At 48.6% G+C, this 12,648-nt stretch carries 12 protein-coding genes and 2 tRNA genes; 10 read left to right on the forward strand and 4 right to left on the reverse strand.

Annotated elements, in window-relative coordinates:
* Positions 1 to 2 precede the first annotated feature (2 nt).
* Positions 3 to 656: a CBS and ACT domain-containing protein gene (locus tag CBF27_RS07935; protein ID WP_126813782.1), complete on the forward strand. Its 654-nt coding sequence runs from the start codon at positions 3 to 5 to the stop codon at positions 654 to 656.
* Positions 657 to 699: 43 nt separating this feature from the next.
* On the opposite strand, the gene CBF27_RS07940 is transcribed toward CBF27_RS07935, so the two are convergent.
* Positions 700 to 1,614: an AEC family transporter gene (locus CBF27_RS07940; RefSeq protein WP_126813783.1), complete on the reverse strand. Its 915-nt coding sequence runs from the start codon at positions 1,612 to 1,614 to the stop codon at positions 700 to 702.
* Between the two features lie 119 nt (positions 1,615 to 1,733).
* Here CBF27_RS07940 and CBF27_RS07945 point away from each other — a divergent pair, with 119 nt between their 5' ends.
* The 4 genes from CBF27_RS07945 to CBF27_RS07960 all read left to right on the forward strand — a co-directional run bounded on the left by CBF27_RS07945 (position 1,734) and on the right by CBF27_RS07960 (position 2,477).
* On the forward strand, positions 1,734 to 1,964 hold the full coding sequence (locus CBF27_RS07945) for a DUF2969 family protein (RefSeq protein WP_126813784.1): 231 nt from the start codon (positions 1,734 to 1,736) through the stop codon (positions 1,962 to 1,964).
* Positions 1,965 to 2,047: 83 nt separating this feature from the next.
* Positions 2,048 to 2,128 (forward strand) — tRNA-Tyr (locus CBF27_RS07950).
* Between the two features lie 10 nt (positions 2,129 to 2,138).
* A tRNA-Gln gene (locus CBF27_RS07955) sits at positions 2,139 to 2,210 on the forward strand.
* An 84-nt stretch (positions 2,211 to 2,294) separates the two neighbouring features.
* Complete coding sequence (locus CBF27_RS07960) at positions 2,295 to 2,477, forward strand: hypothetical protein (RefSeq protein WP_126813785.1); 183 nt, start codon at positions 2,295 to 2,297, stop codon at positions 2,475 to 2,477.
* Between the two features lie 123 nt (positions 2,478 to 2,600).
* Here CBF27_RS07960 and CBF27_RS07965 read toward each other — a convergent pair whose 3' ends face one another.
* Complete coding sequence (locus tag CBF27_RS07965; protein ID WP_126813786.1) at positions 2,601 to 3,206, reverse strand: TetR/AcrR family transcriptional regulator; 606 nt, start codon at positions 3,204 to 3,206, stop codon at positions 2,601 to 2,603.
* A gap of 201 nt (positions 3,207 to 3,407) precedes the next feature.
* On the opposite strand from CBF27_RS07965, the gene CBF27_RS07970 reads away from it, so the two are divergent.
* Together CBF27_RS07970 and CBF27_RS07975 are read left to right on the forward strand one after the other, a co-directional pair.
* Complete coding sequence (locus tag CBF27_RS07970; RefSeq protein ID WP_126813787.1) at positions 3,408 to 7,649, forward strand: 2-hydroxyacyl-CoA dehydratase; 4,242 nt, start codon at positions 3,408 to 3,410, stop codon at positions 7,647 to 7,649.
* Between the two features lie 119 nt (positions 7,650 to 7,768).
* Positions 7,769 to 8,479 (forward strand): GntR family transcriptional regulator, encoded by a 711-nt coding sequence (locus tag CBF27_RS07975; RefSeq protein WP_126813788.1) that lies wholly within the window; start codon positions 7,769 to 7,771, stop codon positions 8,477 to 8,479.
* 29 nt (positions 8,480 to 8,508) lie between these two features.
* Here CBF27_RS07975 and CBF27_RS07980 read toward each other — a convergent pair whose 3' ends face one another.
* Positions 8,509 to 9,153: a YigZ family protein gene (locus CBF27_RS07980; RefSeq protein ID WP_126813789.1), complete on the reverse strand. Its 645-nt coding sequence runs from the start codon at positions 9,151 to 9,153 to the stop codon at positions 8,509 to 8,511.
* Positions 9,154 to 9,246: 93 nt separating this feature from the next.
* Here CBF27_RS07980 and CBF27_RS07985 point away from each other — a divergent pair, with 93 nt between their 5' ends.
* Positions 9,247 to 9,555, forward strand: a complete 309-nt coding sequence (locus CBF27_RS07985; RefSeq protein ID WP_126813790.1) for a DUF7662 domain-containing protein — start codon at positions 9,247 to 9,249, stop codon at positions 9,553 to 9,555.
* Positions 9,556 to 9,589: 34 nt separating this feature from the next.
* Here the strand turns inward: CBF27_RS07985 and CBF27_RS07990 are convergent, their stop codons facing one another.
* Positions 9,590 to 10,513 (reverse strand): alpha/beta fold hydrolase, encoded by a 924-nt coding sequence (locus tag CBF27_RS07990; protein WP_170175051.1) that lies wholly within the window; start codon positions 10,511 to 10,513, stop codon positions 9,590 to 9,592.
* Between the two features lie 98 nt (positions 10,514 to 10,611).
* On the opposite strand from CBF27_RS07990, the gene CBF27_RS07995 reads away from it, so the two are divergent.
* Positions 10,612 to 11,952, forward strand: coding sequence for an ATP-dependent helicase ComFA (locus tag CBF27_RS07995; protein ID WP_126813792.1), 1,341 nt, complete (start codon positions 10,612 to 10,614; stop codon positions 11,950 to 11,952).
* Positions 11,949 to 12,632: a ComF family protein gene (locus CBF27_RS08000; protein ID WP_126813793.1), complete on the forward strand. Its 684-nt coding sequence runs from the start codon at positions 11,949 to 11,951 to the stop codon at positions 12,630 to 12,632. Before CBF27_RS07995 ends, CBF27_RS08000 begins: the two co-directional genes overlap by 4 nt.
* Positions 12,633 to 12,648: the final 16 nt, after the last annotated feature.

A 12,648-nucleotide genomic window follows, 5' to 3' on the forward strand; every position in this document is an offset into this window, starting at 1 on the left:
CGATGATTGTAGAAAATTATATGGCGAAAGATGTCATCACTGTATCAAAGGCAACTAAAATTTTTGATGCGGTCGAATTGATGAATCAAAATGACATCCACCGGCTGCCGGTCGTTGAAGACGGTAAACTGGTCGGCCTGATTACCGAAGGGACCATTCAGTCTGCCATGCCGTCTCAAGCTACCAGCTTAAGCGTGTATGAAGTCAATTATTTGTTGAACAAGACGACGGTTGCCGACATCATGATAAAAGAGGTTGAGACTATCCAGGCAGATGCACTGCTGGAAGATGCCATTTCCAAAATGCGCCAGCACAATATCGGGGTGCTGCCGGTCATGTCACCGTCCGGCGAGGTAATGGGCATCATAACGAACAATGATATTTTCGATGCGTTTCTAGAAATTACGGGCTACAATCAACCCGGCACGCGCGTTTCGATTGCCATCTCAGATGACCACGAAGGGGTGTTGGCGGATTTAACGACACTGTTTGCGGAAAATCATATCAATATCGTTCAAATTGTCGTCTACCGCAAAAACAACCAGCCGACCATCGTGATCCAGCTGGCTAATCCAAACGATGCGGCGATTGTTGATTTATTATCAGCCAAAGGTTACGAAGTCATTTCCTGCGTTACGACAACAGCAGCGGAATAACAAAAAAGCGTCGTCTTCCTGAATGGAAGGCGCGCTTTTTTTGCTAGACGAACAAGATGACTGCTGTCATCAACAGAAAACTGATAATGAAGCTGATAGAAGCGATAAAGCCGACCGTTTCGGATTGGAGTCCCTCTTCGATGGCGCGAATCGTCGACACAGTGGCAACCGGCGTGAACAGCATGAGCAGGATGATTTTTTTCTCAAGCAAACTGAAAAACGGTATCAGGTAAATAAGCACGGCTAGCCCCGCAGCCAGAAGATAGCGGGTGACAAGTACCTTGCCGACCAGCTGCCGATCGTTGTCAGAAAGTTTGAATTCCAGAAACAGGCCGACCATGAACATCGATAAAAAGGTGTTGCTGTTGGCAAACGGCTGGGCAAATTGATAGACGAGCGCCGGTACGGGCACCGAAAAGCTGTGGAGCAGTAACAGGACAACGTAGGTCATTAACGGGATGGAGCGCAGCATTCGTCTGAGAATATCGCCCATCGTGATACTTGAGCCGTGGCGGGCGCTGAAATAGTTAATCATGATTTCCGTCCCGCCGAACATCATCAAGGCGTTGCCGATATCAAAAATAATGGCGAACGGGATAAAAACCGGATAAAAGCCCTGAATGAACGGCAAGGCAAAGTTGCCGATATTGTAACCTGAAATGGTGAACATCATCAGCTGATGATGCTGCGGCGCCTGTTTCCGCCAAAAAAAGCCGGCAAAACTGACGAGTACGACAGTCACGATGACGGCGGTCAGTGTTAATTTAAATAATGCCAGTGAAAGTGCAACATCTTTCAAACCGATGATGATGGCTGCGGGCAGCGTCACTGTCATGATGATTTTGGCGAGGATTTGTCCGTCTGTCTTTTTCAGTGCGCCGGTTTTTTTCATGAAGTAGCCGCTCAAAATGATAAGAAGCAAAGTTGCAGCATGAATCAGTATTTGTCTAATGGTCATCAACCTCCGATATACTTGTCATTATGAAGATATTCCGGCAGTTCTGCAAGCAAAAGATTAACAAATTGCTTTTTTTATGTTATCTTTGATAGCAGGAAACAAAAAGGGGACACAGACTGATGAAAAAAAATAAAAGCGTAGAAGTGACAATCAAAGAAGCAGATAAAAATATGTTCGGTCAACCGGCAGTGGTTCACCAGCTTTACATCGGTAAAAAAATGATCGGCGAAGTGGAAGAATTGTCAGAGGGCAAATACGGTGTGACAATCAATAACCAGCAGACAATGGTTGTGAAGTCTTTCGAATCAGGCTATGAGGAAGTTATCCGCGTCTGGAATTTGGAGCATTAAAAAAAATAAAAGTTTAGGCTTGCTTTTTCCAGTGATTTTTTGTATGATAATGAAGTCGGGTTTTTCACGACTGACAGATAGCTGGAGGGGTAGCGAAGTGGCTAAACGCGGCGGACTGTAAATCCGCTCCTTCGGGTTCGGCAGTTCGAATCTGCCCCCCTCCATTTAAACCATTGGGGTATAGCCAAGCGGTAAGGCAACGGACTTTGACTCCGTCATTCGTTGGTTCGAATCCAGCTACCCCAGTTAAAAAATCAACCATCCAACGGGTTGATTTTTTTGTTTTGTGATACAATGAAAGAAATAAGCGACCGGAGAGGATGACTGAGCATGTTGACAAAATTGACAGGCGTGACAGATACGATGCTGCATTACCGTTCTCTGTTGAGGAACAGCGAGTATGTAGTGCTGGCGCATTTATTTGAAAACAAAGATATCCGCCGCAATCGCATTCGTGTGATTCGGGACCGCGACACAGCCCATACTAAAAAATGGCACAGCCGGCTGTATTAGGCTGTCTGATGTAAACAAGGCGGGACCGGCCTCTATCAACAGTCCATGTAATGAAAAAAACATCGCCCAAGCATCTTGAAAAAGAGTCTTGGGCGATATTTTTCTTCTGAGAGCCGCTTTTTTTTACTTTTCGATATCGATGCCGAGCACCGTCAAGTGGCCGTTACCGACTAGTTTCAGTACGAGCCGCGCCATGTGTTCCGGTGAAAAATCGGATTTTGTGCTGACCCACCAGTGGACTGTTGCAACGAAGATAGCGGTCATGTATTCGATAATAAAGCTGATGGGAACTTCAATGTCGTTTTCAGTGATACGGAGTTTGTCAAAAATATCCTCATATTTTGAGTAGAGCAGGTCGGAAATTTTTTTGCGGAAGATGCCGTTGGAGCTGCCTTCCGTCAATGTTAGGAAGAAATTTTGCTTTAGCTTGATTTCAGCAAAAATGCGCGACAGTGTTTTTTCGATGGTTTTGACTTTAATCAAGTTGCCGTTCATCAGATTGTCGGCATCCAGAATCGATGCCAGTTGCGAGATGGCGAACTCGATGATTTTCTCATACAAATCTGCCTTGTCTTTAAAATGGGCATAAAAAGTTGCGCGGTTGATCATGGCCCGCTTGGAGATGTCCTGAATGGTGACGGCCTCATACCCTTTCTCATCCACCAGCTCAATGAATGCTTCCAGAATCATTTTTCTCGTCCGGAGCACACGCAAATCAATTTTTTTCATAAAAACCTCCTGCCGTTTCTCAACAAAAACGCATTGATTGTTGTTTATATCACAAACTGTGATGAATTGATGATTGAAAAAAATCACGAATGATTTAAACTAGACTTATACTATTATATCAGACATGATGTTGGGTATTCAACAAACTGTTGGAGGCTTTTTGTGTCATTACGCACATCTGATCTACTCAGGAGGTTTATCATGATTTATAATGCAGGAATCGATGTTGGTTCTACCACAGTGAAACTTGCGATTTTGGACGATGCTCAGCGGATGGTGTACTCGCAATACCGGCGGCATTTTTCAGATGTCAAAGCTGCGACAGAAGAGATTTTGAAAGAGGCACTGGCCGCTTTAGGTGAAAATATTCAGATTCGAATTAAAATAACGGGTTCCGGCGGAATGGGTATTTCCGATGTGTTGGATATCGGGTTTGTTCAGGAAGTCATTGCCTGTACCAAAACAGTTGAAACGTTGATACCTGAAACAGATGTTGCCATCGAACTGGGTGGCGAAGACGCGAAGATTACTTTTTTTGAAGGGTCCCTTGAACAGCGGATGAACGGCAGCTGTGCCGGCGGGACGGGCGCATTCATCGACCAGATGGCAGCGCTCCTTGAAACCGATGCAGAAGGTGTGAATGAACTTGCCAAAAGCTACCAGACGATTTACCCGATAGCATCCCGCTGCGGAGTGTTCGCCAAAACAGATATTCAGCCGCTGATCAACGAAGGCGCGGAAAAAGCTGACATTGCAGCCAGTATTTTTCAAGCGGTGGTCAATCAGACGATCGCCGGGCTGGCTTCCGGACGAAAAATCAAAGGGAAGGTGGCCTTTTTAGGCGGGCCGCTGTATTTCATGAGTGAACTGCGGCGCCGTTTTATCGAAACACTGGATTTGGCGGAGGAGGACATTCTTTTTCCTGAAAATTCCCAGTTGTTCGTTGCTATCGGAGCAGCGCTCTATGCGCAGAAGGAACCGGTGACGAGCATTGAGGGCATACTGGCACGCATTGACGATGATGCGCGCGAATCGCTGCAAGTGGAAGACAAGCTGCCGCCTTTGTTTGCCTCAGAGGAGGAACGTCGGGTATTTCATGAACGGCACGACCGGGCGACCGTTACGCAAAAACAGCTGGCAGGTTATTCGGGTACTGTATTTATAGGGATTGATGCCGGTTCTACAACGACGAAGGTTGCAGTCATTGATGACGAAGGCGAATTGCTTTATTCATATTACGGCAACAACGAAGGGCAGCCTTTGACAACTACTATCCGTGTATTGAAGGAAATTTATCAGGCATTGCCGGCATCTGCATCCATCGGCAAAGTCGCTGTGACCGGTTATGGCGAACAGCTGATTAAACACGCATTAAAGATTGATATCGGTGAAGTGGAAACCGTGGCGCATTATAAAGCCGCCAATAAGTTTCAGCCGGGCGTTGATTTTATTCTGGATATCGGCGGACAAGATATGAAAGCCATGACCATCAAAAACGGTGTGCTGTCTTCCATTCAGCTGAATGAAGCCTGCTCCTCCGGTTGTGGCTCGTTTATCGAAACATTTGCCAATTCCCTCGGCTATGAGGTGGCGGACTTTGCAGAAGCGGCGATGGCATCGGAACAACCGGTCGATTTAGGCTCACGCTGTACAGTGTTCATGAACTCTAAAGTCCGGCAAGTGCAAAAAGAAGGAGCAACACCGGGCGACATCTCGGCAGGCTTGTCTTATTCGGTTATTAAAAATGCATTGTACAAAGTCATTAAAGTCAGACGGCCTGAGGAGCTGGGCGAAAAAATCGTCTGTCAGGGCGGGACGTTTTACAATGATGCCGTTTTGCGTGCTTTTGAGCTGATCAGCGGACGCGAGGTCGTCAGACCGGATATCGCCGGACTGATGGGCGCATACGGTGCCGCCTTGATTGCTCTTGAAAGGTATGAGCCCGGCGATGCAACGACGATGCTGTCTTTTGAAGAGCTGCTGTCGTTTACGGAAGAAAAGGAATTCACCCATTGCCGTATTTGTGAAAATCACTGTCAGCTGACAATTACGCTGTTTTCAGACGGCCGCCGGTTTGTCAGCGGCAACCGCTGCGAGCGCGGTGCACAAATCAAAATCGACAAAAAAGACCGAAAAGAAAATCTGGTGGATTATAAATACCGCCGCTTGTTCAGCTATCGTCCGCTTAAAAAGAAAGAAGCCAAATTCGGCACTATCGGTATTCCCCGTGTGTTGAATATGTATGAGAACTATCCGCTGTGGCATACGATGCTGACTGATTTAGGGTTTCGCGTCGTGCTGTCGCCGCGCTCCAGCAAGCAGATTTATGAGCAGGGCATCGAGACGATTCCAAGCGACACGGTTTGTTATCCGGCCAAAATCGCCCATGGTCATATACAGGCACTCATCGACAAAGGCGTACCGCGTATTTTTTACCCGGGCGTTGTCTTTGAGCAGGAAGAATTCGCAGAAGCGGACAATCATTTTAATTGCCCGATCGTTCAAAGCTATTCCGATGTGATTCGCAATAATGTCGATGAAATAAGGCATCATCAAGTGATGTATGACAATCCTTACTTGAATCTTGCTAATAAAGAGTCGGTCGTCGACCAGATTACCGAGGCTTTCTCCGACTTGGGCATCCCTCGTGCTGAGGTGAAACAGGCAGTTTACCATGGGTATGAGGAGCTGGAGGCGTACAAGCAGGATATCCGGAACAAAGGCGAGGAGATGCTTGCGATGCTGACGCGCACAGGTCAGCGGGGTGTCGTGCTTTCAGGCAGACCGTACCATATCGACCCGGAAATCAACCACGGCATCGCCGATGTGATTACCCAAGAGGGGTTCCATGTCTTGACGGAGGACAGCATTTCCCATCTGGGAGATGTGGGCAATTTGCGGGTCGTCAATCAGTGGGTGTATCACGCCAGACTGTACGCAGCTGCCCGTGTCGTTGCCAAGACGCCTAATCTGGAGCTGGTCCAGCTGAATTCTTTCGGCTGCGGTCTTGATGCTGTCACAACCGATCAGGTAGAAGAAATCATGGCGCAGTACGGGCGCATCTATACCGTATTGAAAATCGACGAAGGCTCGAATTTGGGAGCGATTCGGATACGTCTCCGTTCGTTGAAAGCTGCGGTGAATGAACGCAAGCAAGCCGACCAGCAGCCGGTCAAGCTGTATGACGCACCGGAGAAACTGGTCTTTACGAAAGAAATGAAGCAGACACACACGCTGCTTTTGCCGATGCTCAGTCCGATCCATCAAAACGGTCTGCTGGACATTGCACTGCAAGCCAGCGGCTACAATGTCGTCTGCCTGCCTTCCGAAGACAAGGAAGCAATCAATGTCGGACTGAAATATGTCAATAACGATGCGTGCTATCCAGCCATCATCTCCATCGGCCAGCTGGTAGAAGCGCTCCAGAGCGGCGACTATGATTTGGATAATGTCAGCGTCATGATGACGCAGACAGGCGGCGGCTGCCGCGCAACGAACTATATTCCGCTGCTTCGGAAAGCGCTGGTGGACGCCGGCTTTCCGCAAGTCCCGGTCGTGTCCATTTCCCTCGGCAACAAAGGTGTGGAAAGCAATCCGGGCTTTAAGCTGAGCCTGCCGCTGTTGAAACGGGTGGCGGTGGCTGCCCTGTACGGCGATTTGTTTGAACGGGTCGTCTACCGGACCCGACCGTATGAAACAGAGCCGGGGATGATTGATGCCCTGCATGAAAAATGGCTGAAAAAAGTTCAGCGCAGTGTTGAAAAGGGTTCGTTCAGCCAATTCAGACGTTTTTGCAAGGAAATCATCCATGAGTTTGACACGGTGCCGTTAACTAATGAGGTAAAACCGCGAGTCGGAGTTGTGGGGGAAATCCTGGTCAAATACTCACCGACTGCCAATAACAACGTGGTCCGGCTTTTGGAAGAAGAAGGGGCCGAGGCTGTTGTTCCCGGCATCATCGGTTTTATGCACTATTCGCTTTACAACAGTATTTGGAAACACGACAATCTGGGAATGTCGCGCAAAGCTAAATGGGTATCTGAATTTGCTATCAAACTGATTGAACAGTGTGAAAAGCCGATGCACGAAGCACTGGTGGCATCCGAACGCTTCGAAGGGCTGACGCCGATTGCCCAGCTGGCAGAAGATGCAAGCAAAGTGTTGTCGATTGGCAACCACACCGGTGAAGGCTGGTTTTTGACCGGCGAGATGATTGATTTGCTGAAGCACGACGTGCCGAACATCATCTGTATGCAGCCATTCGGCTGTCTGCCGAATCATGTCGTCGGTAAAGGCGTCATCAAGGAACTGCGCCATCAGTACCCGATGGCCAATATTGCACCAATCGATTATGACCCGGGTGTTTCTGTGGTCAATCAGTTGAACCGTATCCGCCTGATGCTGGCAACTGCTGAACGCCAGCTGAACCAATTGCATACATAACGCGCCAATGCCGGAGAATCGCAACACGATTCTCCGGCATTCTTTGGTGGCTGATGCTTGTCTGTTCGGTCTATACCAGTTATAATAGGAGAAAACAAGGTCAAAAGGAAGTGAGCAGCATGAGCAAACATAATGTGCCGATATATATTCAAATCCACGACCAGCTCAAACAGCAAATTGAAACGGGCAAATGGCGCGTCGGCGATCGTCTGCCTTCTGAACGGGACTTGGCAAAAACGTTTCAAGTCAGCCGGATGACCTTGCGTCAGGCGATACAGACACTGGCAGATGAAGGCATCCTCGAGCGGAAAATAGGCTCCGGCACATATGTCGCCAGCAGCAAAGTACAGGAAGCCATGGTCGGCACGACCAGCTTTACAGACATCATTTTGTCTCAAGGGCGCACGCCCTCCAGCAAAACCGTCTCGTATGTCATTACGAAGCCCAGCTCCAGCGAAATGGAAAAGCTGCAGCTGGATAAAGACAGCGATATTTTGAAGATGGAACGTATCCGCTATGCTGACGGCGTACCGATTTCATTTGAAGTGACAAGTGTGCCGCATCATTTTGTAGCGGCATTCAGCAAGTCGGAGATTACCCGGTCGCTTTACAACGTACTGGCGGAAAAAGGCAATTTGCATATCGCCAGAGCCAGCCAAACGATTTCGGCAATGCTGGCATCTGAAAAGATTGCCGACTACTTGCAAATCAATAAAGGTGATGCAGTGCTGCGTTTGCGTCAAATTTCCTATTTGACGGGTGATGTCCCCTTTGAATATGTCCGCAGCCAGTACGTCGGCAACCGCTTTGAATTTTATTTGGAAAAATAAACCATGGGTTGTTTTAAACAACTCATGGTTTAACTGCTTGGCGGGACAGGTGTTTCAAAGTAGTCAGTCCCTTTTAGCTGAATGTCATATTGTCCGGACAGCAAATCGTCCAGCTTGCTGCGAAATGCCTGCACGCGGTCTTCAGTAATCATACAGCTGACGGTGACCCTCTCCGTAAAGGCTGTGTCTTTAACGTAAATATCAGCCTGCTGTAAAAAATACTCCAGTTTGCCGTGTAAAGGATAGCCGACCGTTACCTGAACTTCCTGCATCAACACGCCCTCAACAATTCCGATGTGCTTCAGAGCTTCTGATACGGACTGGCTGTATGCGCGAATCAGACCGCCGGCACCGAGTTTCGTGCCGCCGAAGTAGCGGGTGACGACTGCCAGCACATTGCGCAGCTGTTTGACTTTCAGGACTTCCAGCATCGGCACGCCGGCGGTACCGCTTGGTTCGCCGTCATCGCTGGACCGCTGTATCTCCTGCTTATCGCCCAGCACGTAGGCGCTGCAGTTGTGTGTTGCCTTCCAGTGTTCTTTTTTCAGCTGCTGGATATACTCCCGCGCCATTTCTTCCGACTCGATCCGTTTCAGTGTACAGATAAATCTGGATTTTTTGATTTCGATTTCATATTGCCCGTCTTCTTTTATGGTATAATAATGTGATAACATGTGGCACCTCGCTTTAAATACAGTATAAAGAGTTTGGCCCGGGGATTCAAGTTCAGACGAAATGACAACGCTTTACGATAAGGGGGAGAGACCGTGCAGAAAAAGGAACGCGAAAAAAAATACGACAGCCTGACCCGCTATTTTAATGAAAACAAAGGCAGTCAGGTCACGCTGACGTTCACCCAGTTTGACGAGCTGCTGTTCCCTCATACCGGTTTGCCGAAAACTGCACGGACGTCGGAAGATTGGTGGGCGAATGACTACCGCTATCCTGAAAAAGGGGCTTACGGCTGGCTGAATGCCGGTTATGAAGTTATCCGGGTGGATTTGGAAAAGGAATTTGTCGTCTTTAAAAAGCTGTTAAAAGAAACCGAGCTGTTTCGGTTTAAAGATCACGGCTAATGATAAAAAACAAACGCATGGACTGATACTATTGTCAGTCCATGCGTTTTTGCATCCAATTCAACAAGTCGAGCATGACGATATCCGCCTCGGCTTCATGAAGAATCTCGTGGCGTAAATCGTGATACAGCTGCAGCGTGACATCGTCAAAGTGCCCCTCCTGCAATTCCTGAGCCACTTTGCGCGGTCCTTTGCCGTAATTTCCCACCGGGTCCATTTCGCCGCTGATGATTAAAAAGGGCAGCGTTCTCGGGATGGACTCGTACCATTTTTTTCCGGCTCCGTGATGAATCAGGCTCATCAATGTGTAATAGCCGTTGTTGGTAAACGGAAATCCGGTTTTGTCATTGGCTTCGTACCAGCGCACATTTTCCTGATTTTTGGAAAGCCAGGAAAACGTCAGATTATCCTGCTTGAACGGCTGATTGTAGTTGAGGAAAATCAGCTTGTCCATGACCGGATTGAATTTTGTGCCGCTTGTACGGTTCAAAACCCGTAAAATCCGCAACGCGTGCGCGGCTTCCCGCCGTTCGCTGCTCGTTCCCATCACGATGGCACCGTCCACAGGATGTGTCTGTGTTTGCAGGTAATTTCGCAAAATAAAGGAACCCATGCTGTGTCCCAGCAGGAACAGGGGCAGAGTCGGGAATCTTTTTTTGAGATAGGCAGTGACATTAGCCGTGTCAGAGATGAGGATGTCCGGACTGTTGCCTTTGGAAAAATACCCGTACAGCGGATGTTCGGCGTCTACCGAATCACCGTGTCCCAAATGGTCGTGGCCGATGACCATTATCTGGTGTTCATTCAAAAAGCGTGCAAATGCATCGTAACGCTCAATGAATTCTGCCATACCGTGGATTATCTGGACTGCTGCTCGGGGCCGGCCGTTTGGCAGCCACATGACAACATTTAAGTCAGTGCGGCCATCTGCCGATTCAAAAGAAATATATTTTTTCATCGGGACTTTCCTCCTTGCTGTTCTTTCATTCATTATAGCGAAACCTGTAAAAACATACTAGTTTATTAGACGTATTCTTATAATAAAGGATGAAATGAATGGAAAACGGAGATTATTTAAAAGGACGGCTGCTGCTGGAAACGGAAATCGTGCCCGCTGCCCGCGGGATCGTGCGTGACACTTCAGTCAAGTGTCTGCCGGCGATGGTAGAAATGGCAAACCAAGTTCAGTGTACCAGATGCGGGTCGGTGCATCTCAAAAGGCAGGCGGTGATTGTCAATCAGCTTGCGGCATTTTATTATTGCCCGTCCTGCATCCAGTTGGGACGCATCCAGAGCAATCTTGCGCTGTACCATCTGCCTGAAACAGGCTTTCCGCCATCGAAGGTGACTTGCTTTTGGCAAGGCCGGTTAAGTCATGAACAAAATCGCATTTCTGAAAAGCTGGTGCAGGCTGTTCACGACGGGGGCAAGTATCTGGTTCATGCGGTGACCGGTGCCGGCAAAACGGAAATGCTGTTTGCCGCCATTGCAGCGGCCCTGTCACTGGGCAAACGCCTCTGCCTTGCCAGCCCCCGTGTAGATGTGTGTCTGGAGTTGTATCCGCGGTTGCAGTCGGCTTTCCCTCAGCAGGCGATTTGCCTGTTATACGGTAAACAGCCGGCGCCGTATCAGCGGACAGCCTTTGTTTTATGTACGACTCATCAGCTACTCCGGTTTTACCGCGCGTTTGATGTGCTGATACTGGATGAAGCTGATGCCTATCCGTATGCAGGAAACGCCATGTTGGAGCATGGTTGTGCTCAATCAATAAAGGAACGCAACACCCTTATTTTCCTGACAGCCACCCCGACGAAAAAAATGCAGCTGACTGTTACAGGCAAGCGATTAAGTGTCAGCCGTCTGCCGGCACGCTATCACCGGTACCCGCTGCCTGAACCTGTTTGCCACTGGGTCTGGCAGCTGCCGCAACAGATATTGTCAGGAAAATTACCCAAAGCACTGATTGCAGCTGTGGCACAAAGGCAACGACAGACGCTGATGTTCTGCCCCTCAATTCGCCAGACAGAGCTGTTGTCGGCATTGCTGAAAAGAAGCTTTCCCGCACTCAGAATTGACAGTGTCCATGCCGATGATGACGAGAGAGAAAGAAAAGTCGCCGCAATGCGGGAAGGTGCCTATGACATCTTAATCAGTACAACGATTTTGGAAAGAGGGGTGACTTTTCCGAATATTGATGTGCTGGTTGTCGGCAGCGACCACCGTGTGTTCAGCGAATCAGTCCTTGTTCAAATTGCCGGAAGGGCCGGGCGCAGCCGTGAGCACCCGGAAGGAGACGTTGTTTTTTTGCACAGCGGAATGAGCAGAGAAATGAAAAAAGCACTGCGGCATATCCGCCGTATGAACTGCCGGGCAGCTGAGAGGGGGCTTCTTCGATGATGTGCGTGTTATGCCAGCGGCCGATATACCACACACTGTCATGGGCGGAGCTTTTGACATGGCAGAAATTGTATCAAGGAACGTGCTGTCCCCGCTGTCAGGCACAATTCCAGCGTTTACCGGCAGAGGGAGTATGCCGCGGCTGCGGGTGCCCGGATACGGCCGGATACTGCAGCGACTGCCGCATGTGGCAGAACATGTACCCGGGGCTCTCACTTTCCCATCGTGCACTGTATAGGTACAATCCGGCGATGAAGGATTTTTTCCACCGTTATAAATTTAAGGGCGATATCCGTTTGGCCGGCTGTTTTATTGAACAACTGCGCTGTTTTTTAAGTGCGTATCATTACGATATATTGGTGCCGATTCCCTTGTCGGATGCTCGGCTGCGTGAAAGGGGGTTTAATCAGGTGTCAACTTTGCTGGATTATGCTGAGCTGCCTTATGCCAATTGCCTGATAAAACCGGTGGACACGGACAGCCAGTCAGCAAAAAACCGAGCTGAACGGCTGCAGCTGAGACAGCCGTTTGCTCTTTCAGCGGACAACTATCAGCTGGCAGAGCGGCGCGTATTGATTATGGATGATATTTATACTACTGGACGGACAATGGTTTTTGCGTATGATTTATTGCTGCATCAAGGTGTAAAAAGTATTCAATCCGTTTCGATTGCCCGATAAACAATGTTTTTTATCG

Source organism: Vagococcus acidifermentans (genome assembly GCF_003987655.1).
Classification (GTDB): domain Bacteria; phylum Bacillota; class Bacilli; order Lactobacillales; family Vagococcaceae; genus Vagococcus_B; species Vagococcus_B acidifermentans.

Coding starts and splice junctions, on each gene's coding strand:
- CBF27_RS07945 (WP_126813784.1), top strand. CDS start 1,734: ATGAAAAAAAATAAAAGCGTAGAAGTGACAATCAAAGAAGCAGATAAA.
- CBF27_RS07970 (WP_126813787.1), top strand. CDS start 3,408: ATGATTTATAATGCAGGAATCGATGTTGGTTCTACCACAGTGAAACTT.
- CBF27_RS07990 (WP_170175051.1), bottom strand. CDS start 10,513: ATGAAAAAATATATTTCTTTTGAATCGGCAGATGGCCGCACTGACTTA.
- CBF27_RS07935 (WP_126813782.1), top strand. CDS start 3: ATGATTGTAGAAAATTATATGGCGAAAGATGTCATCACTGTATCAAAG.
- CBF27_RS07960 (WP_126813785.1), top strand. CDS start 2,295: ATGTTGACAAAATTGACAGGCGTGACAGATACGATGCTGCATTACCGT.
- CBF27_RS07995 (WP_126813792.1), top strand. CDS start 10,612: ATGGAAAACGGAGATTATTTAAAAGGACGGCTGCTGCTGGAAACGGAA.
- CBF27_RS07980 (WP_126813789.1), bottom strand. CDS start 9,153: ATGTTATCACATTATTATACCATAAAAGAAGACGGGCAATATGAAATC.
- CBF27_RS07940 (WP_126813783.1), bottom strand. CDS start 1,614: ATGACCATTAGACAAATACTGATTCATGCTGCAACTTTGCTTCTTATC.
- CBF27_RS08000 (WP_126813793.1), top strand. CDS start 11,949: ATGATGTGCGTGTTATGCCAGCGGCCGATATACCACACACTGTCATGG.
- CBF27_RS07965 (WP_126813786.1), bottom strand. CDS start 3,206: ATGAAAAAAATTGATTTGCGTGTGCTCCGGACGAGAAAAATGATTCTG.
- CBF27_RS07975 (WP_126813788.1), top strand. CDS start 7,769: ATGAGCAAACATAATGTGCCGATATATATTCAAATCCACGACCAGCTC.